Source organism: Mesorhizobium sp. BHscii (genome assembly GCF_053848065.1).
Genome location: NZ_JBSPKW010000003.1, coordinates 279,853 through 299,629 on the forward strand (window position 1 = coordinate 279,853; position 19,777 = coordinate 299,629).

Below are 19,777 nucleotides of genomic sequence, written 5' to 3' on the forward strand. Positions count from 1 at the left end.
CTGGCGCGACGAATTTGCTGGCGCAAACCGGTGGCTCAGGCCATCGCCTTCTGCAGGTTCTCGTCGATCTTGTCGAGGAAGCCGGTGGTCGAAAGCCATGGCTGGTCGGGACCGATCAGCAGCGACAGATCCTTGGTCATGAAGCCGGCCTCGACGGTCTGGATGCAGACCGTTTCCAGCGTCTCGGCAAAACGCTTCAACTCGGCATTGTCGTCGAGCTTGGCGCGATGGGCGAGGCCGCGTGTCCAGGCGAAGATCGACGCGATCGAATTGGTCGAGGTTTCCTCGCCCTTCTGATGCTGGCGATAGTGACGGGTGACGGTGCCATGTGCGGCCTCCGCCTCCACCGTCTTGCCATCCGGCGTCATCAGCACCGATGTCATCAGGCCGAGCGAACCGAAGCCTTGCGCCACAGTGTCCGACTGCACGTCGCCATCATAGTTCTTGCAGGCCCAGACATAGCCGCCCGACCATTTCAGGCTGGAGGCGACCATGTCGTCGATCAGCCGGTGCTCGTACCAGATCTTTTTCGCCTTGAATTCGGCTTCGAACTCAGCCTCGTAGACTTCCTGGAAAATGTCCTTGAACCGACCGTCATAGGCCTTGAGGATGGTGTTCTTGGTCGAGAGGTAGACCGGATAATTGCGCAGCAGGCCGTAATTCAGCGAGGCGCGGGCGAATTCGCGGATCGACTCGTCGAGGTTGTACATTGCCATGGCGACGCCGGCGGCCGGCGCATCGAACACGTCATGCTCGATCACCTTGCCGTCCTCGCCGACGAACTTGATCGTCAGCTTGCCCTTGCCGGGAAAGCGGAAGTCGGTGGCGCGGTACTGGTCGCCGAAAGCATGACGGCCGACGATGATCGGCTTGGTCCAGCCGGGCACCAACCGCGGCACGTTCTTCATGATGATCGGCTCGCGAAAGATGGTGCCGCCGAGGATGTTGCGGATCGTGCCGTTCGGCGACTTCCACATCTTCTTCAGCTTGAATTCTTCGACGCGCTGCTCGTCGGGCGTGATCGTCGCGCATTTCACGCCGACGCCGTGTTTCTTGATGGCATTGGCCGCCTCGATGGTCACCTGGTCGTTGGTGGCGTCGCGGTGCTCGACGCCGAGGTCGTAATATTCAAGCTTCAGATCGAGATAGGGGTGGATCAGCTTGTCCTTGATGAACTGCCAGATGATGCGGGTCATCTCGTCGCCGTCGAGCTCGACGACCGGGTTCGCCACCTTGATCTTCGCCATGGAAAGAATGCCTCATTGTTGGGATCGGAACGGCCTTGCCGCATGGCTTTCGGCCGGGGATGGGGCCCGTATATCAAAGCATTTTTGGCCGCGCAAACGGCGATCCGCGCGGGCGTGCTTCACCATCGCCGTCGGCCACTCTTTGTGAAAGCTTCATTTTGTGAAAGCTTCATTTTCGCGGCCGGATATGGCAGGGGAGGCTGAAATGCCGCAAACAGCAGTTCATTGACAGCCATGCAAGCCAGCAACGACATCCCTCCTGCCGCAGGCCCGGCGATCATCCTGGTCGAGCCGCAGCTCGGCGAGAATATCGGCATGGTCGCGCGCGCCATGGCGAATTTCGGTCTGTCCGAGCTGCGCCTCGTCAATCCGCGCGACGGCTGGCCGAGCGAAAAGGCGCGCGCTGCCGCGAGCCGGGCCGACCATGTGATAGATGCCGCTAGGGTATTTGACGATTTGGCCTCGGCGGTCGCCGACCTGAATTTCGTCTTCGCCACCACGGCGCGCGCACGCGATAATTTCAAGCCGGTGCGCGGACCGGTCGAGGCGGGCAGGGCGCTAAGGGCGCGCCAGGAAGCCGGACAGCGCACCGGCATCCTGTTCGGCCGCGAGCGGTTCGGGCTCTACAACGACGAGGTTGGCTTGGCCGACGAGATCGTCACCTTCCCGGTCGATCCCGCCTTCTCCTCGCTCAATATCGCCCAGGCGGCCCTGCTGATGTCCTATGAATGGATGAAGTCCGGCCTGGAAGATGAGACGAAAACCAATTTTTCCAGCCCCGACATGATGCCGGCGACCAAGGAACAATTGCACGGCCTCTTCGCGTATCTGGAAGGCGCGCTCGAAGCGCGCGGCTATTTCCGCCCGGCGCCGAAGAAGCCGAAGATGGTCGACAACCTGCGCGCGGTGCTGACGCGCGCCGGCTTCGCCGAGCCGGAACTCAAGGTGCTGCGCGGCATAATATCATCGCTGGACAGGTTTTCGCCGGCCATGCCGCGCGGCGACGGATCGCCGGGCGATGATCCAAGGCGGCTTCCGGCGGCGGCCGCACGCGCCGCGAAGGCGACAGACAAAGACCAGGCTTAAACACGAGTAACCGAATGTTATTTGGTGTGGTCCATCATTTTAGGACGATGGACCTTCGAATGTGACCATCTTCCTGACGTGGTCCCCAGCCTCTCTCGCAATCCCAGCCTTCTCTCGTAATCCGAGCCTTCCCTCGCGACTCAAATGACAATGACCGATCCCTCAAGCGCCCGCCCGATCCTGATGTTCGATTCCGGCATCGGCGGCCTGACGGTTTTGCGCGAAGCGCGCGTGCTGATGCCCGACCGCCGCTTCGTCTATGTCGCCGACGATGCGGCTTTCCCTTATGGCGCTTGGGAGGAACCGGCACTGAGGGCGCATATACTGGAGCTGTTCGGCAAGCTGCTCGACCGTTTTTCGCCGGCGATCTCGGTCATCGCCTGCAATACCGCTTCGACGCTGGTCATCGATGCGTTGCGTGAGAGATTTCCCGGCCACCCTTTCGTCGGCACGGTGCCGGCGATCAAGCCGGCGGCGGAACGCACTCGCTCCGGGTTGGTTTCGGTGCTGGCGACGCCCGGCACCGTCAAACGCCAGTATACGCGCGACCTGATCAGCAGATGGGCGCAAAAATGCGATGTCCGCCTGGTTGGCAGCGATAATCTGGCGGGGCTGGCCGAGGTTTATATGCGCGAGGGCTTTGTCGATGAAGAAGCGGTGCGAACCGAGATCGCGCCGTGCTTCGTCGAACATGATGAACTGCGGACCGACATCGTCGTGCTTGCCTGCACCCATTATCCGTTTCTGGCCAACCGTATGCGCAAGACGGCACCTTGGCCGGTCGATTGGCTCGATCCCGCCGAGGCGATCGCACGGCGGGCGCTCTCGCTGCTCGCGGGCACCGAGGCCAGGAATCGCGGCGAGGCGCTGCCGGAAGGCGCCGACCTTGCTGTCTTCACGTCGAAGCGGGTTGATTTCCCGACTCGCCGCCTGATGCAGGGGTTTGGGCTGGCGATTTCCTGATACCTGGGAACGTCACCTGGACCGGTGCGTTTTCCCTCATTGCAAGACGGGAGAAACGATCATGCCAGCCACTTCAAAAGTCCAGCAGAAAGCCGCAGGAGCGGCATTGTCCGCCAAGCGTGGCGAGACCAAAAAGAGTGAGCTCAAAGGCGCTTCGAAGGGAATGTACAAATCGATGAGCGAAAAGCAGCTCGAGGAATTCGCGGAGACCAAGCGTAAAGACCTGCCCGAGAAGAAATCAAAGCACTAGCCGCTCATCCGCACCCGCACGGAGGGCGGGTCCGATTCCGCAGTTGGACGGCCGCGGTCCAGCACACAGCCCGCAGCGGGTCGGTTATCCGCCAGCCGCAAGCTTGACACCGGTTAAATCTCCGTTTAATCAGCCCACCAACACCGGGCCGCAACGCCCGGTGGTTTCTTTATGTGCGCAAGACGTTTGGGAAGCGCTCTATTTTCCCAGGTCTTGTGTAAATGACGTGTCCCGTGGGTTTTCCGCCGCGTTGCGTGGGAAAACCCTGTCAGGTCTCGAAAACGGGGGCCAGAGGAGGGCGCGTTTCCTTCATCCGGACCATGAGGTTCCGGGTGTGTTGTTTTGAAAGGGAATGCGATGAGCAAGCGCGAATCCGCGAAATACAAGATCGACCGCCGTCTCGGCGAAAACATCTGGGGCCGCCCGAAATCCCCGGTCAACAAGCGCGAATACGGTCCCGGCCAGCACGGCCAGCGCCGCAAGGGCAAGCTTTCCGATTTCGGCCTGCAGCTTCGTGCCAAGCAGAAGCTGAAGGGTCATTACGGCGACGTTTCGGAAAAGCAGTTCCGCAAGGTCTATGAAGAGGCGGATCGCCGCAAGGGCGACACCTCGGAGAACCTGATCGGCCTGCTCGAGTCGCGTCTCGACGCGGTCGTCTACCGCGCCAAGTTCGTGCCGACCATTTTTGCCGCTCGCCAGTTCGTCAATCACGGCCACATTAATGTCAACGGCAAGCGCGTCAACATCGGCTCATACCGCTGCAAGCCGGGCGACGTCATCGAAGTGCGCGAAAAGTCGAAGCAGCTGGTGATCGTCCTGGAATCAGTGGGCTTGGCCGAGCGCGACGTGCCTGACTACATCGAGGTCGACCACAACAAGATGACAGCGACCTTCGGTCGCATCCCCGGCCTATCGGATGTTCCTTTCGCCGTGCAGATGGAACCGAACCTGGTCGTCGAATTCTATTCGCGCTGATCGAACGCGCCGTCTGCGACAGCATCGAAGGCCGCCCATCGAGGCGGCCTTTTCTTTGTCCGGTTTTGGTCCGCCCAGCTTTTCTTTGTCAGCCATGCTAGAGCGATGTGCATCCGCTTGGACGCACAAAGTACGCTCTGGTTCGTTCTATTTGCGCATCATGCTTTTCGAAAATCGATTTCGGTTTTCGGGCCGATGCGTTAATCCGGGCAGCAACAAGGACTTTGGGGCCGACGCGCCATGAACATGCTGCCAGACGCCAAAACACTCGGACCGATCGCCGATGCCGCAGGCGGCTTTCATCCGCTGTTTGCCGATGTGCCGTCCTCCGTCGAGTTCAACAAGCTGCGCAAGCGGCTGCTGCGCCTCGCCCGTCAGGCGATCGACGATTTTTCGATGGTGAAATCAGGCGATCGCTGGCTCGTCGCGTTGTCCGGCGGCAAGGATTCCTACGGCCTGCTCGCTTTGCTGCTCGACCTCAAATGGCGCGGGCTGCTGCCGGTCGACCTGTTGGCTTGCAATCTCGACCAGGGCCAGCCGAATTTTCCGAAACACATTCTGCCCGATTATCTCAACACATACGCCATTCCGCACCGCATCGAATATCAGGACACCTATTCGGTGGTGACCGACAAGCTTCCCCAGGGCAGCACCTATTGTTCGCTGTGCTCGCGGCTCAGGCGCGGCCATCTCTACCGCATCGCGCGGGAGGAGGGCTGCTCGGCTTTGGTGCTCGGCCACCACCGCGAGGACATTCTCGAAACCTTTTTCATGAATTTGTTCCATGGCGGGCGCCTCGCCGCCATGCCGCCAAAACTGCTCAACGACGACGGCGACGTCATGGTGCTGCGGCCGCTCGCCTATTGCGCCGAGGCCGATCTCGAAAAATTCGCCGGCGCCATGAAATTCCCGATCATCCCGTGCGATCTGTGCGGCAGCCAGGACGGCTTGCAGCGCAATGCGATGAAGGCGATGCTCGACGACTTGGAAAAGCGCATGCCCGGCCGCAAGGACACGATGATTCACGCCATGACCAATGTGCGGCCTTCGCATCTGCTCGATCGCAAACTCTTCGATTTCGCCGCCCTCAACGAAACCCTTACACGGCAAGACGTTCCCGATGACATTTGACGATACCGCGATCGACTGGCTTGCCAAGCTTCTGTCCGACGCCGCCATTGCCGAGATCATGCCGCGCTTTCGACGGCTGGATGAGGGCGAGGTCCGCCAGAAGACCTCGGCAGCCGACCTGGTGACGGAGGCCGACGTGAATGCTGAGCGGCTCATCACCGTCAGGCTGCGTGAGCGCTACCCCCAGGCGATGATCGTCGGCGAGGAAGCCTGCTCCGACGACACGGCGCTGCTCCAGGGCCTCGGCGAAGCCGATCTTGCCTTCGTCATCGATCCAGTGGACGGCACCTTCAATTTCGCCTCGGGCGTGCCGCTGTTCGGCGTCATGCTGGGCGTCGTCGTGAAGGGCGAGACCGTCGCCGGCATCATTCACGATCCCGTCGGCAAGGACTGGCTGATCGGCGCCAAGGGTGCTGGCAGCCACATACGGCATGCGCATGGCACTCTGGAGAAGGTGCATGTCGCCGAGCCTGCACCGATCTCGCAAATGACCGGCGCGGTGTCCTGGCAATACATGCCCGAGCCGGAACGGTCACGGCTGGCGCGCAACCAGACGAAATCCTTGTCGCAATTCGGCTACCGCTGCGCGGCTCACGAATACCGCCTGCTGGCGAGCGGCCACGCCCACTTCGTCGTCTACAACAAGCTGATGCCGTGGGATCATCTGGCCGGTGTGCTGATCCATGCCGAAGCAGGTGGTTACGCGGCGCGTTTCGATGGCAGCGACTATCTGCCTTCGCATGTCGGAGGTGGCCTTCTGGTCGCGCCGGACGAAGAAAGCTGGCGCGAACTGCGCCGCGAACTCTGGGCGGAATAGGCCGTCCGGCATCGATCCGGTTCGGGCCACGCCCGGCCGATCTCGATTGGCCCGAATTGCGCTCGATACGATTCCGATTTTCGGGGTCATGCGCGAGGTGGAGCTGACGCCCAGGTCTCCGCGATGGCCACTATGGCGGCATTGATCGGTCCGCTCGGGATCGTCGGCATCACCGACGCGTCGAGGATGAAGATGTTGTCGAAGCCGTTGAGCCGCAAATCCGGGTCGACGACGGCGTCGGCATCCCCGCCCATCCGGCAGGTACCGGCAGGATGATGATGTGTGGAGGCGGCGCTGGCGATGAAAGCGTCAAGGTCGTCGTCCGACTGCACCGGTGATCCCGGCAGAACTTCCACGTCGCGCCACTCGTCCAGCGCTGCATGATGACCAATCATTCGCGCCGCCTTCAGCGCCGTCCGGAAAACCGCCCGGTCATGTTCGGTTTCGAGATAATGCGGGTCGATGATCGGTGCATCGTTTCGGCCCGGCCCGCCCGGTGCGATGTGTCCACGACTGGTCGGATGGGTGACGCCGCATAGAATGGTGAAAGCCGAGCCATAGGATGGTGCATTCAAGCCACCAGCGGCTGATGGAGCAACGACGCAGGCGAGCACAATATCGGGGCCTCCCGTCGAACGGGTCGGATCGCTGCCGTGCAGGTACATCAGCGATTCCGAGTGCTGCAGGCGCGACGGCGGCAGCGGTCTTTTCGTGCTGTAGACATTTCCAAGGGCCAGCAGATGATCCTGCAGATTGCGGCCGACATCGCGTCTGTCGGCGAGGCAGCGTATCCCCGCCCGCTTCAGCGTATCCGGGTCGCCGATGCCAGACCGCATGAGGATGAGCGGCGACGACACCGCGCCGGCGCAAAGAACGACCCTGTCGGCGGAGATCGTCATGCTCGCTCCGTCGCACACGACAGCCACACCCGTGGCCCGCTGGCCTTCCAGCACGAGGTGCTCGACCTCGTGGTCGGTTAGGAGAGCGAGGTTCGGTCGCGTCATGACCTCCGGCGGCAGATAGGCGTCGGCGACGCTCAGGCGCTTGCCGGCGCGGATGTTCAGCGAATTGGGGCTCGTGCCGGCGAGCTCGCCGCTGTTGTGGTCGGTCAGGACGGGGACCCCCATGGCCTGTCCAGCGGCCATATAAGCGCGGACGACGGGGCTGACCTCCGCATCCGGCAGATAGACGTCCAGCGGTCCGCTGCGGCCGCGCGACGGCGCGTCGAAGGCGGTGAAAGCTTCGCTGCGGACGAAGCCTGGCAACAAGCCCGAAAAGGACCAGCGCTCGCCGCCTGCCACTGCCCAGGGTTGGAAATCATCGGGATGGCCACGCACATAGGCCATGGCATGCAGGCAGCTCGAACCGCCGACGATCTTTCCGCGCGGCCATTCATGGACGCGGTTTGCGGTAAAGGGTTGCGGCACCGTCCGATAGGCCCAGTCATAGGCGCGGCCCTGCAGCATCGTCCATTTCAGCGGGTCGGCGATATCGGGATCGGACGGCATGGTCCCGGCTTCGATCAAGCCGACCCGGCACGAGCTGTCCTCGCTTAACCGGCTAGCCACCACCGAGCCAGCGGATCCCGCGCCGACGACCAGCACGTCGAAATGACGCATCAATCTGAAAGGCCCCGCGAGCAGGCTTGCTGGCTAGAACGCGCAACGCTCATGCCGCGAAAGCGCCGGCATTCGACCGTTCCGTGATTCGTCTTTGCACGGACAGCAAATGCGCGCGCATGGCCGCTTCGGCAGCTTCGGGGTCGCGTTTCGAGATCGCTTCGGCGATCAGACGATGTTCGCCGTCGCGCTCGGCGATCCGCTTAGGGCAGGTGGGTGCTGCGGTGCGTGCGATCTTCACCCGCGCATCGACCCCGACCTGGCGCAGCATCTTATAGAATTCGGCGGCAAGATGGTTGCGGGCGGCAGCGACGATGGCGGAATGAAAAGCGAAATCGACCGCGCCCGACGACGCATTCTCCGGCGTGGTTGCCGCGTCAATGATCCGGGCCGTCTCGAACGAGGAGGCGCGCAGCGATGCCAGCCGGGCGAGGCCCGGCTCCATGAGCAGGCGCAACTCCAGAACCTCGATAGGGTTGGTTACCCTGACGAGCTCTTCGCCGTATCGGGGCAGGGCGGTTGGCGCACGCCTGGCGCGCGCCGGTTTCAAATCACCTGATTGGCGCAGTAACTCGAGCGCCTTGCGAAGCTGATGGCGCTTTACGTTCAGATGTTCGGCTAGGTCACGCTCGGAAGGAAGCTTGCCGCCATCCTGCTGCAACTGGCGGACCGCTGCGATGATGTCGTCGAGATCCGATGATACGATCTGCGGCTCGAATGCGCTCAAAACCAAATCTCCTGTCTGATCGGCGGCGGTCGACTCAGCGTCCTGATATCATATTGTGACACAGAATCGATGAACACGGCACTCAACCAACTCAACCAATCTACATCTGCGCCCAGTGGTTGACAACACCAGTTGCGCGATGGTTGAGTGCCGCAGTTGTTTCTTTTGACGGCTCACATCTCGGCGGGGCCGTCCTTCTCCCGAGGACCGTGCATGCCGTTTGGAGAAACATTCGATTATGTCATTGTCGGAGCCGGGTCAGCCGGCTGCGTGCTTGCAAACCGCCTGAGCGAAGATCCTGATGTTTCCGTGCTGCTCCTGGAAGCCGGGGACTGGGATCGCGATCCAATGATCCACATCCCGCTCGGCTGGGGTAAGATCCTGACCGAGCGCCGTCACGACTGGATGTATTTCTGCGAGCCCGAGGCCAATGTCGGCGGACGCAAGGTCGAATGCGCGCGCGGCAAGGTCATCGGCGGCTCCTCCTCCACCAACGCCATGGCCTATGTGCGCGGCAATCGTGGCGACTATGATCGCTGGGCGGCCAGCGGGCTCACCGATTGGTCGTTCGACAAGGTGCTGCCCTATTTCAAGAAGCAGGAGCGCTGGGAAAAGGGCGAGAGCGACTATCGCGGCGGCAGCGGGCCACTGAACACGCAGTTCTGCCGCTACAAGGACGAACTGATCGATGCCTTCGCCACAGCCGGCCGGGATGCCGGATACCCCCAGACCGACGACTATAACGGCGCCGTGCAGGAAGGCTTTGGCCGCCTGCAGATGACGATCGCAAACGGTCGCCGCTGCTCGACGGCGTCGGCCTATCTGCGTCCCGCCATGCGCCGCAGCAATGTCAAGGTGCTGACCGGCGCGATGGCGACGAGGATCCTGCTGAAGGATGGGCGGGCGACCGGCATCGCCTACACCAGAGGCGGCGCGACCCACCAGGTGCTGGCGCGGCGTGAGGTCCTGCTTGCCGGCGGCGTCATCAATACGCCGCAGCTGCTGATGCTGTCGGGGATCGGCGATGGCGGCGAGCTCGCCGCGCATGGTATCGAGACGAAAGTCGACCGGCCGCAGGTCGGCAAGAACCTGCAGGACCATGTTTCGGTCATTTTGATGTACCGGCGCAAGCAGCCGGGACCATTCCTGAAGATGATGCGGGCCGACCGTATCGGGCTGGATTTCGTCAAGACCTATCTCACTGGCAAGGGTTTTTCGGGAGACGTGCCCGGCGGGGTCGTGGCGTTTCTGAAAAGCGATGCAAGCCGGCCGTTGCCGGATGTTCAGCTGCTTTTTACGGCTGCACCGCTTGCCGCATGGCCTTACCTGTCGCCATTCAAGGCACCCTTCGCCGATGGCTTTGCGACCCGCATCGTCGCCGTCCAGCCGGAAAGCAGGGGGAGCGTCAAACTGGCGTCGAACGACCCGTTGGCCGCGCCGCTGATCCACCAGAATTTCCTGTCTTCGCCGCGTGACTGGCAGTCGCTTCGCGCCGGCTTCCGCGTTGCGCGCAACCTAGCTGCACAACCGTCGATGACGCCGTTCATCGCATCGGAATTCTTTCCGGGGTCACAATGCCAGAGCGACGACGAGATCGATGAGCATATTCGCAAGACCTCGATCACTGTGCATCATCCAGCCGGCACCTGCCGCATGGGTGTCGACGCCGGCTCGGTGGTCGATCCCGAACTGCGGGTGCGCGGAGTCGCCGGGCTCCGCGCAGTGGATGCTTCCGTGATGCCGGACCTTATTTGCGGCAACATCAATGCGGCGGTCATCATGATCGCCGAAAAGGCCTCGGACCTGATCCGCAGCCGTGCTGAGCAAAGCATTGCCGACTGATCGCTGTCGCGCGGCGTTCAACCAAATCCTTTGGTTGAAAGCAAAATTTGAGTTGGTTGGGCTGCCGTGGGAAGGTCGCGGCCGTCATGGCTCGATCCGCACCTGCTGGACGGGTCGTATTTTTCGCGTATTTTTGAAATGTTGTGCCCTTTCGCGGCATTTTCCCTTCAAAAAAGCGTCTCAACCAAAAACCTCAAAAATTCTCCATTTTTGGGATTGTCGAGCAAAACCAATCCGAATACGGTTGAGTTGGTTAAACGCATATTCTTCGTGAAGAGAGGTGTCAGACATGTCCTTGGCGCAACCAGCAGACCTTGCCGTCACCAATAAAAAGGCAGCGCTGAAGGGCCTCTATGACGCCCTCTACGAAAAGAACATGTTTCCGTTCTGGGCGACATCGGAAGGCGTCGATCACGACGAGATCAAGCAGCTCATGGCGACGTCGAAGGCGATCCCCTTCGTCTGGTCCTACACCGACATCGAGCCGCTGCTGCAGCGCGCCGCGGAACTGGTGACCATGGACGATAGCGAGCGCCGGTCGCTGATCCTGGTCAATCCGGGTCTTGCGCCCAAGCGCGCCTCGGTCAGCACGATGTACACCGCCTACCGCCTGAACGATCCCGACGAGATCATGCCGCCGCACAAGCATTCGCCGAGCGCCATACGTTTTGGCCTGACCGGCAAGGGCAACTTTACCGGCGTCGAAGGCGAGGATGTGGTTTTCGGCCCTGGCGACATGGTGCTGACGCCGAACGACGCCTGGCACAATCACGGCACGGTCGGCGGCGAACAGGCGGTCAATCTATCGGTTCTCGATCTGCCGCTGGTCGAGACGCTGCACGCCGTGCATTTCGACCACAAATATACCGAGATGGTCGACGGCAAGGAAGTCGAGAAGAAGGTGCAGACCGCCCGGTTCCCGAGCGATTATTCGCAGCGAATCTACGGCGAGGGTGGCTTGATGCCGCGCTTCGTCGACCACAAGCGTGGCGGTGGCCTGTCGTCGCCGATGTATGTCTATCGCTGGGAAAAGATGGAAGCGATCCTCGACGCGCACAAGGATTGGGACGGCGATCCGCACGAAGGCATCGTCATCGACTATGTCGACCCCACCACCGGCGGCCCGGTCTTCCGAACGATCAACTTCTACGTCCAGATGTTGCGGCCGGGCGAGAAGACGCTGCCGCAGCGCGAGACCGCCAGCCTGCTGTTGGCGCCGTTCCGCGGCAATGGCCATTCAATCATCGACGGCAAGCGCTACGACTGGAACCAGTTCGACACGATCGCCATACCGGGCGGTTCGTGGGTCGAGCATGTCAACGGCTCCTCGACCGAGCCGGTCATCTTCTTCGGCGCGACCGATGCGCCGACCCAGAAGGCGCTGCTCCTCTACAAGCGCTGGGGCCGCAACCAGGCCGGCGACCTGCTCCGCATCGTCTAGTCTTTGCAGCGGAAACTGTCCGCGCCGGCATAATGGCGCGGACACCGAAAGAGACGGTTCAGCAGCAAAGGCGGATGAATTTGGTTTCGGCGTTCAACACAAAGCAGATCGGCCATGTCGACTGTCCGGGCGGTGGCCAGGTCTGGGTCGACGGCAACATCCTCTATGTCGGCCACATGCGCCCGCCGAGCGGCACGACGCTGGTCGACATTTCCGATCCGCGCAATCCGAAGAAGATCGCGACGATCGACGTTCCGCCGGGCTGGCACTCGCACAAGGTGCGTGCGCAGGACGGTCTGATGATCATCAACCACGAGCGCTTCGGCAATGCGGGCCCAGCCGATTTCGGCGGTGGCCTGGCGATTTACGACACGACCCGACCGACGGAGCCGAAGCTGATCTCGAAATGGACAACCGGCGGCCATGGCGTGCACCGCTATGACTATGACGGCCGCTACGCCTATATCTCGCCGACCGCCGACGGCTATGTCGGCAACATCGTTATGATCCTCGACCTGATCGATCCGGTAAATCCGGTCGAGGTCGGGCGCTGGTGGATACCGGGGCAGTGGACCGGCGGCGGTGAGGAGTATCCGTGGCATGACTACGTCACGCCGCGCTGCCACCATCCGTTGCGCATGGGCGACCGGCTCTATGTCAGCTACTGGCATCACGGTCTGTTCATCCTCGACATTTCCGACATTTCGAAGCCGAAGCTTGTCTCGCATATCAATTCGAGCCCGAGCTTCCCGCATCCCACGCACACATGCCTGCCGATCCCGCAGCCGCTCAAGGGCCGCAACATCATGGTGGTGGCGGACGAGGATGTCGCCAAACTCCGACCTTCGCCGCCGGCCTTCACCTGGATCTACGACATCACCGACGAGACGAACCCGCTGCCGATCTCGACCTTCCAGGTGCCTGGCCTCGACCCGGATGGCGAACCACAACCGCCGATGACCGGCTGCCATCAGCCTTCCGAGCGCTTCAAGGGCACCATCATTCCGTTTGCATGGTTCGCGCAGGGGCTGCGGCTGGTCGACATCGCTGACCCGTTCGCACCCAAGGAGGTCGGCCATTTCGTGCCCGACGCGCCTGAAGGCGCTGAGCGTTCGTCTTCCAACGACGTCACCATCGACGATCGCGGCATCGTCTACCTTATCGACCGCATCCGTGGCGTCGACATCATCGAAACCAGCGTTCTCTAGGGGGATAGGTTGAACGACAGCACGCGAAAATCCGCCAGCCACTACGCCATCGGCAAGAAGAATCCGAACCTGCCGTTTCATCCGGCGGTGCGGGCCGGCGATTTCATTTTCGTCTCCGGCCAGGTGCCGAAGGACGAGAACAACAACATGATCAGCGGCACGATCGAGGAAGAGACGCTGGCGACGCTGAAGACCATCGCGCGCGTCATTGCCGATGAGGGCGCAACGCTGTCCGATGTCGTGCGGATCACCACCTATCTCGAGGATACGCGCGATTTCGGCCGCTACAACAAGGCGTTCCTCGAAGGGATTGGCGACGCGGTGCTGGCGCGCACGACCGTCGAGGCAAAAGCCGTCATCAACACCAAGATCGAAATGGACGCCATCGTCTACAAGCCGCTGCCGGCCGGCAGGTAGGTCACGACACAATCGAGGAGACGACATGTACAAACTTTTGGGACGCCAGACATCGGGCAACGTTCAAAAGGTGCTCTTCATGCTCGAAGAGCTTGGCGCGGCGTATAAGCGCGAGGACTACGGCCGCCAGTTCGAAAACACCCAGACGCCCGAGTACAAGGCGCTTAATCCGACGTCGAAGGTTCCGACGCTGATCGACGGCAACACCGTGATCTGGGAGTCGAACACCATCCTGCGCTATCTCGCGGCATCCGGCGGCGAACAGCTGACCGGCGCCACCCCTGCCGAAAAGACCGAGGTCGAGCGTTGGATGGATTTTCTGCTGGCAGCTGTCAATCCGGGCTATATGGCCGCCTTCAAGGGCGCCAAGCTGACGCCCGAAGAGCAGACCGCCGAATACAAGGAGCAGGTGAAGGACCTTGTGGCGCAACTCAAGATCGTCGACGGGCATCTGGCCGGCAAGGATTTCCTGGCACTGGGCAAGCTGACCATTGCCGACGTCGCCTGCGCGCCGATCCTGAAGCGCTGTATCGACTTCAAGATCGACCGGCCGTCGCTGCCCAACCTCGAGCGCTGGGTGGCCACAATCGCCGCTCGTCCGGCCTTCAAGGCGGCGACCGCCGCCGCCCCGGCAAAGGCCGCATGATGATCAAGCGCGCCGCCCTCATCGGACTGGGAACGATGGGTCCGGGCATCGCCGCGCGGCTTTCGCGCGGCGGGCTCGACGTGGCGGCGTATGATGTTTCCGATGTCGCGGTCGAACGCGCCAGCGGCATGCTCGACATTGCTGGCGCGATTCTGGACCGTCTCGATATCAAGGCGCCCGCATCGGGCGCTGGCACGGTGCGCTTCGTCCGCACCCTCGCCGAGACTGTCGATGGTGCGGAACTGGTCATCGAGAATGTGCCTGAGAATATCGACATCAAGGCCGAAACCTATCGCGCCATCGACCCGCTGATAGGTTCTTCGGTGATCGTCGCCTCGGACACGTCAGGAATTCCGATCACCAAGCTGCAGGCCCATATTTCGCATCCCGAGAGGTTGGTCGGCATGCACTGGTCGAACCCCCCGCACATCATTCCGATGATCGAGGTGATTGGCGGCGAGAAGACCGCGCCTGAAACCGTCGCGACGATACGCGACCTGATCCGCTCGATCGGGCTGTTGCCGGTGGTTGTGAAGAAGGACGTTCCCGGCTTCGTCGAAAATCGCGTGCTTTACGCGCTGCTGCGTGAAGCGGTCGACCTGGTCGAGCGCGGCGTCATCGAACCGGAGGATCTCGACACCTGCGTATCCTGGGGCATCGGCTACAAGGTCGCCGTCATCGGGCCGATGGCGCTGCTCGATATGGCGGGCCTCGACATCTACAAATCCGTCTCGTCGTTCCTGAACGCCGATCTTTCCAATCGGGATGATGTCGCGCCGATGGTTCTGGAGAAGACCGGTGCATCGAAGTTCGGAATCAAGTCGGGCGAGGGCATGTTCTCCTACACGCCCGAACAGATAAAGGCGCTGCAAGGCGAACGGGCGCGCAAGCTGGTCGCCGTGCGCCGCATCCTCGAGGGCCAGGAGTAGGCGATGGCACGAGTTGCGCACGAGGCTGGCCGTGTTGGGAATTTCACCTGGTTGGCCGCTCATGCGGACTGCACCATCAAAACCGCGCGGCTGCGGCCAATGACCATGTGTGGGGTGACCGACCATGCAGGTTGAAACCATTCGACCAGCCGGCGGCCGACCCGCCCATATTCGCCACGACGACCTCATTTCCATCAAGGGCGTGTCGGTAATCATGGGCACGGATCAGAACCGGCAACTGATCCTTAGGGATATAGACCTTTCGGTTCCGAAGGGTTCGTTCGTTTCCCTCATCGGTCCGTCCGGTTGTGGCAAGAGTACGTTGCTCAAAGTGCTGGCTGGGCTGGTAAATCCGAGCAACGGCAGCGTCTCGATCGCCGGCGTTTCGCCAGGCGAGGCGGCGCGCAAACGGATGATCGGTCTGGTCTTTCAGGACGCCAATCTGCTGCCGTGGAAAAACGCCGTCGACAATGCCTCGATGCTGCTAGGCATCGCCGACAAGTCGATGTCGCGCTCGGCGCTGCGGGCGCGTGGACAGGAGATGCTGGAACTGGTGGGCCTTGGCGATGCCGCCCACAAGCGCCCAAACGAACTGTCTGGCGGCATGCGTCAGCGGGTCGCCATCGCCCGGGCTTTGGCGCTTGATCCGGCTGTCTTGCTGATGGACGAGCCGTTTGGTGCCCTTGACGCGATCACCCGCGATTCGATGGGCCAGTCGCTGCTTGAGATCTGGCAGAGGACCGGCAAGACTATTGTCTTCGTGACGCATTCGATCGACGAAGCCATTCAGTTGTCTCGCCAGGTTCATGTGCTGGGGATCAACCCGGGACGCATTACTCAGAGTCTAGACATTCCGCTGCCCTATCCGCGCGACGCTTCCGTGACCGAAGTCCCCGAATTCGTCAGGCTGGTGCTTCAGCTTCGAACGATGCTGCGCTCCAGTCATAAGCCGGGAGGCGCGACGTGAGCGAGCAACCCTCTCTGAATCTCTCATCGTCACAGCCGGTTTCCGGCTGGAGCGCGGCAACAGGCAGCTGGCTTCCGGCGGTCATCCTTCTGCTGATGACGATCGTGTTGTGGGAAGCCGCGGTGCGGATATTCTCCATTTCCTCGTTTATCGTTCCTGCCCCATCCGAGATTGCGAAATCGCTGGTCGCCCAATGGGGCACCCTCATGCAGGCGACGGTGGTCACGGCGGGCGAAATCCTGTTTGGCTTCCTTGTCTCGGTCGTAGTCGGCATTGCGCTTGCTCTTGTCATCGTGCGCTTCGACTGGCTGGGCCGTGCGCTATACCCGCTCGTCGTGTTGTTCCAGAATGTGCCGAAGGTCGCGCTGGCGCCGATCTTCATCCTCTGGTTCGGCTACGGGCTCGCACCCAAAATCGGTCTGATCCTGGTCATCGCCTTCTTCCCGGTGACGCTGTCGATGCTGGCCGGCATGCAATCGGTCGACCGTTCGCTTCTGTCGCTGATGAATTCGGTTGGCGCCAGCCGGACCCAGATCCTGTTCAGGATCCGTGTTCCCCACTCGCTGCCGAGCCTAATGGCCGGAACCAAAATTGCAGCGACCCTGAGTGTGATCGGCGCCATCGTTGGCGAATTTGCCGGAGCCTCGGACGGGCTCGGCTACGTCATCCAGTTCGCGTCGACCCAACTCGACACGGCTCTTGTCTTTGCTGCGCTGCTGCTCGTTTCCGTGCTCGGCATCGCCTTCTACTACGCAGCCGAAATTCTAGAACGCTTCGTGGTGCCCTGGGCGCCGAAATTCAGCCGGGCTTAGGATCTTTTGAACAACCAACAAACAAGGGGAACAAACAATGCTGAGACGCTCTCTTATCAAGGCAGCCACCTTTGCGGCGTTTGTCAGCGCGCTTGGCTTCTCGAACGCGGCGCTGGCGGCGGACACGGTCAACGTCCAGCTCGACTGGGTGGTGCGCGGCAATCACGCCATGTTCTTTGTCGGCAAGGAAAAAGGCTTCTTCGCCAAGAACGACATAGATGTCATCGAGGTCCGCAAAGGCTCTGGCTCGCCGGACGCAATGCGCCTCGTGGGCAACGGCAACGCTGAATTCGGCTTCGGCGATCTTCCGACGCTTGCCGTGGCACGATCCCAGAATGTTCCCGTCGTGGCGCTGGCGGCAGTCAACCAGCAGTCGCCGCTGGGCATCATCTCGCTCGCCAAGACGCTCAAGCTGACCAAGCCGTCCGACCTCAAGGGCCTGACCATCGGCATCCATCCGGCAGGCTCCACCTACATCTTCTTCAGGGGTTTTCTGGCTGCCAATGGCATGAGCGAGAAGGACATGACGCTCAACAGCGTCTCGCCGCCTTACGAGAGCTACCTGCTGCTCGGACGCGTGCAGACAGTGGTCGGTTATCTCGACGCCGAAGTGCCCGAACTTGAAGCCAAGGCCGGCGGCCCGGGGTCGCTGAGCATCATGCTCGGCGCGGATCACGGCTGGAAAGCCTATGGCTCGGGGCTGTTCACCTCTGAGGCGATGATCAAGGACAAGCCCGATGTCGTGCGCCGCTTCGTGAAGGCCTACAGGGAAGCTTTCGACTATGTCGCAGCTCATCCGGAAGAAGCCGCCGAGATCACCGCCAAGGCCGTTCCGGGCTACGCGGAAAAGAAGGATGTGCTGCTGGCCCAGCTCAACGCCGACATCGCTTCGACGTTCAACAGTCCGGCGACGAAGGAGCACGGCCTCGGCTGGATGACCAAGACCCAGTGGGAAGAGACCTTGAAGACGCTGACGGATCAGGGCGTCCTCAAAACGGCCCTGTCGGCCGACGACGTCTTCACTGACAAATTCCTGGCGGCAGAGTGAAGGTCGGGGGCGGTGTCTGACCTGGTGAAAAGCGAGGGTCTATCGACAGGCCAGCCTGTCGTCCGCGCTGCTGCACGTCACGGCCACTTGCCCCTTTGCGGCGCTGGTTCGATCAAGCGCGATTTGAACGCGCGTGGCGTATGCCTGGCTGGCCAGGCCGCACCACAGTCGCTCGACGGGCAGGTTTTCGCGCTTGTCGTTGAGGATCGCAAACGTCCCGGTTTTTGGATCGAACCACAGCTCGACACTGGCGCTCCGGCCAGGCGCCGCGGTGGCGATCGTGGCCGAATACCAGTGGGCGAAGTCTGCGTTGCAGGAAAGCGCCTCGCGCCCCGCATTCGAAATCGTCAGCGGCACACGATCGAGCCCGTCGGTGCCGGTTCGCACGGCGATGTTCCGCAATTCAACCGCGCTGGCGAACGACGTGAACGCCAGCGCTATCGGAAGGATGTATCGCACAACCACCTTGCCTGAACTCCGTATGGAATTGTTCAGGCAGTCTACCTCGCTTTTGCGCAATAACAATAAGAATATCTTGGTTCAACCGAACAGAGAGGGTAACATGTCTAAGTTTCTGAAGAGCAGCGTTAGCGCTGTTATATTAAGCGGCCTCTTGCTGGGCAACGCACTTGCCGCCGAAGTCACGTCCATTGCCATCCTGACGCCGGAAGAAGGCACTGACTATGGCTGGAACCAGCAAGGCATCGACGCTGCCAAGGCAGCGGCGAAAGCTGCCGGTGTCGAGATAGTGATGGCGCAGGGGCTCGGCTATGGTGACGTGCGGCCGACATTGCGGGAACTGGCGGCTGACGGCGCCAGCCTGCTGATCGCCCATGCCAGCGGCTACAACACCGCGGCACCCGAAATCGCCAAGGAAACCAAGGTGCCGGTGGCGATCGTCGATACACCGACCGGTCTGGAGAAGGGCCTGGTCGCCGACTACACGCTGAGCGGTCACCAGGGCGCGTATCTTGCCGGTCGTCTCGCCGCCAAGATGTCGCGTTCCAAGTCGGTCGGTATCGTCGTGTCCGGCGAGCCTCCGTCGTGGAACTCGCAGTCGGCTGCGTTCGCGCAGGGCGTCAAGGCCGAGAACCCTGACGTCAAGGTTACCTACGCGGTGATCGGGCCCGCCGCCTACAGCGATGCGGCCGGCGGCAAGCGCGTCACCGAAAGTGTGATCGCGTCCGGCGCCGACATCATCTTCGGCCAGGGCAACGGCTCGAGCTTCGGCATGCTGCAGGCGGTCGAGACGACCAAGGCCGGCGATGGCGGCAAGGTCTATTTCATCGACGTCATCGGCGACAAGACGCCGATCGACAAAGGTTTCCTGCTGTCGTCGGTGGTCTGGAATATCGAGCCGGTCTACGCGGCGATGATCGCCGACCTGAAGGCCGACACGTTCGGCACCAAGAGCTACTCGATCGGCCTCAAGGACGATTCGGTCAAGCTTCTGAAGACCGCTGCGATCCCCGACGATGTCTGGGCAGAGATCCAGACGCTGCGCGAAGACATCATTTCCGGCAAGACCAAGATCGAGCCGGTCTATGATGCAGCAGCCGTCAGGGCGCTGATGACCAGCGTCGCCCAGTAGGGCGATCAAAAGCAGGCTTCCGGAGGGGTGATCCGTTCACCCCTCCGAACCGATTTTATGT

At 61.7% G+C, this 19,777-nt stretch carries 20 protein-coding genes; 16 read left to right on the forward strand and 4 right to left on the reverse strand.

The features are described from left to right. Positions 1-35: 35 nt before the first annotated feature. Complete coding sequence (locus ACWTU7_RS06535; RefSeq protein WP_455838191.1) at positions 36-1,247, reverse strand: NADP-dependent isocitrate dehydrogenase; 1,212 nt, start codon at positions 1,245-1,247, stop codon at positions 36-38. A 234-nt stretch (positions 1,248-1,481) separates the two neighbouring features. Here ACWTU7_RS06535 and ACWTU7_RS06540 point away from each other — a divergent pair, with 234 nt between their 5' ends. The 6 genes from ACWTU7_RS06540 to ACWTU7_RS06565 all read left to right on the forward strand — a co-directional run bounded on the left by ACWTU7_RS06540 (position 1,482) and on the right by ACWTU7_RS06565 (position 6,469). Further along, positions 1,482-2,333 carry an RNA methyltransferase gene (locus ACWTU7_RS06540; protein WP_455838192.1) on the forward strand — a complete coding sequence of 284 codons (852 nt, stop codon included), beginning with the start codon at positions 1,482-1,484 and terminating at the stop codon, positions 2,331-2,333. A 150-nt stretch (positions 2,334-2,483) separates the two neighbouring features. Further along, on the forward strand, positions 2,484-3,296 hold the full coding sequence (murI, locus tag ACWTU7_RS06545; protein ID WP_455838304.1) for a glutamate racemase: 813 nt from the start codon (positions 2,484-2,486) through the stop codon (positions 3,294-3,296). Positions 3,297-3,357: 61 nt separating this feature from the next. Next, a complete protein-coding gene (locus ACWTU7_RS06550; RefSeq protein ID WP_455838193.1) occupies positions 3,358-3,546 on the forward strand; it encodes a DUF3008 family protein in 189 nt (62 codons plus the stop codon). A gap of 357 nt (positions 3,547-3,903) precedes the next feature. Beyond that, a complete protein-coding gene (rpsD, locus tag ACWTU7_RS06555; protein WP_029353615.1) occupies positions 3,904-4,521 on the forward strand; it encodes a 30S ribosomal protein S4 in 618 nt (205 codons plus the stop codon). A gap of 240 nt (positions 4,522-4,761) precedes the next feature. Next, positions 4,762-5,652, forward strand: coding sequence for a tRNA 2-thiocytidine(32) synthetase TtcA (gene ttcA / locus ACWTU7_RS06560; protein ID WP_455838194.1), 891 nt, complete (start codon positions 4,762-4,764; stop codon positions 5,650-5,652). Beyond that, positions 5,642-6,469, forward strand: a complete 828-nt coding sequence (locus ACWTU7_RS06565; RefSeq protein WP_455838195.1) for an inositol monophosphatase family protein — start codon at positions 5,642-5,644, stop codon at positions 6,467-6,469. Before ttcA ends, ACWTU7_RS06565 begins: the two co-directional genes overlap by 11 nt. Before the next feature lie 86 nt (positions 6,470-6,555). Here ACWTU7_RS06565 and ACWTU7_RS06570 read toward each other — a convergent pair whose 3' ends face one another. Continuing rightward, on the reverse strand, positions 6,556-8,091 hold the full coding sequence (locus ACWTU7_RS06570) for a GMC family oxidoreductase (protein WP_455838196.1): 1,536 nt from the start codon (positions 8,089-8,091) through the stop codon (positions 6,556-6,558). A gap of 46 nt (positions 8,092-8,137) precedes the next feature. Next, positions 8,138-8,815 carry a FadR/GntR family transcriptional regulator gene (locus ACWTU7_RS06575; RefSeq protein ID WP_029353619.1) on the reverse strand — a complete coding sequence of 226 codons (678 nt, stop codon included), beginning with the start codon at positions 8,813-8,815 and terminating at the stop codon, positions 8,138-8,140. A 213-nt stretch (positions 8,816-9,028) separates the two neighbouring features. Between ACWTU7_RS06575 and ACWTU7_RS06580 the strand changes: the two genes are divergently transcribed. The 9 genes from ACWTU7_RS06580 to ACWTU7_RS06620 all read left to right on the forward strand — a co-directional run bounded on the left by ACWTU7_RS06580 (position 9,029) and on the right by ACWTU7_RS06620 (position 18,125). Then, entirely contained in the window at positions 9,029-10,657 is a 1,629-nt protein-coding gene (locus ACWTU7_RS06580) for a GMC family oxidoreductase (RefSeq protein ID WP_455838197.1), read from the forward strand. 289 nt (positions 10,658-10,946) lie between these two features. Further along, a complete protein-coding gene (locus ACWTU7_RS06585; protein WP_287113694.1) occupies positions 10,947-12,098 on the forward strand; it encodes a cupin domain-containing protein in 1,152 nt (383 codons plus the stop codon). Between the two features lie 74 nt (positions 12,099-12,172). Beyond that, positions 12,173-13,306 carry an LVIVD repeat-containing protein gene (locus ACWTU7_RS06590; RefSeq protein ID WP_029353625.1) on the forward strand — a complete coding sequence of 378 codons (1,134 nt, stop codon included), beginning with the start codon at positions 12,173-12,175 and terminating at the stop codon, positions 13,304-13,306. A 9-nt stretch (positions 13,307-13,315) separates the two neighbouring features. Continuing rightward, positions 13,316-13,723, forward strand: coding sequence for a RidA family protein (locus tag ACWTU7_RS06595; protein ID WP_128341450.1), 408 nt, complete (start codon positions 13,316-13,318; stop codon positions 13,721-13,723). 25 nt (positions 13,724-13,748) lie between these two features. Continuing rightward, on the forward strand, positions 13,749-14,369 hold the full coding sequence (locus tag ACWTU7_RS06600; RefSeq protein WP_455838198.1) for a glutathione S-transferase family protein: 621 nt from the start codon (positions 13,749-13,751) through the stop codon (positions 14,367-14,369). Continuing rightward, positions 14,369-15,298, forward strand: a complete 930-nt coding sequence (gene fhmpcd1 / locus ACWTU7_RS06605) for a 5-formyl-3-hydroxy-2-methylpyridine 4-carboxylate 5-dehydrogenase (protein ID WP_455838305.1) — start codon at positions 14,369-14,371, stop codon at positions 15,296-15,298. The genes ACWTU7_RS06600 and fhmpcd1 overlap by 1 nt, the downstream gene beginning before the upstream one ends. Positions 15,299-15,422: 124 nt before the next feature. Next, on the forward strand, positions 15,423-16,265 hold the full coding sequence (locus tag ACWTU7_RS06610; protein ID WP_455838199.1) for an ABC transporter ATP-binding protein: 843 nt from the start codon (positions 15,423-15,425) through the stop codon (positions 16,263-16,265). Further along, on the forward strand, positions 16,262-17,077 hold the full coding sequence (locus tag ACWTU7_RS06615; RefSeq protein ID WP_455838200.1) for an ABC transporter permease: 816 nt from the start codon (positions 16,262-16,264) through the stop codon (positions 17,075-17,077). The genes ACWTU7_RS06610 and ACWTU7_RS06615 overlap by 4 nt, the downstream gene beginning before the upstream one ends. Before the next feature lie 37 nt (positions 17,078-17,114). Then, a complete protein-coding gene (locus ACWTU7_RS06620) occupies positions 17,115-18,125 on the forward strand; it encodes an ABC transporter substrate-binding protein (RefSeq protein WP_455838201.1) in 1,011 nt (336 codons plus the stop codon). Between the two features lie 39 nt (positions 18,126-18,164). On the opposite strand, the gene ACWTU7_RS06625 is transcribed toward ACWTU7_RS06620, so the two are convergent. Then, on the reverse strand, positions 18,165-18,644 hold the full coding sequence (locus ACWTU7_RS06625) for a hypothetical protein (protein WP_455846501.1): 480 nt from the start codon (positions 18,642-18,644) through the stop codon (positions 18,165-18,167). A 43-nt stretch (positions 18,645-18,687) separates the two neighbouring features. Between ACWTU7_RS06625 and ACWTU7_RS06630 the strand changes: the two genes are divergently transcribed. Beyond that, entirely contained in the window at positions 18,688-19,716 is a 1,029-nt protein-coding gene (locus ACWTU7_RS06630) for a putative B6 ABC transporter substrate-binding protein (RefSeq protein ID WP_455838203.1), read from the forward strand. Positions 19,717-19,777: the final 61 nt, after the last annotated feature.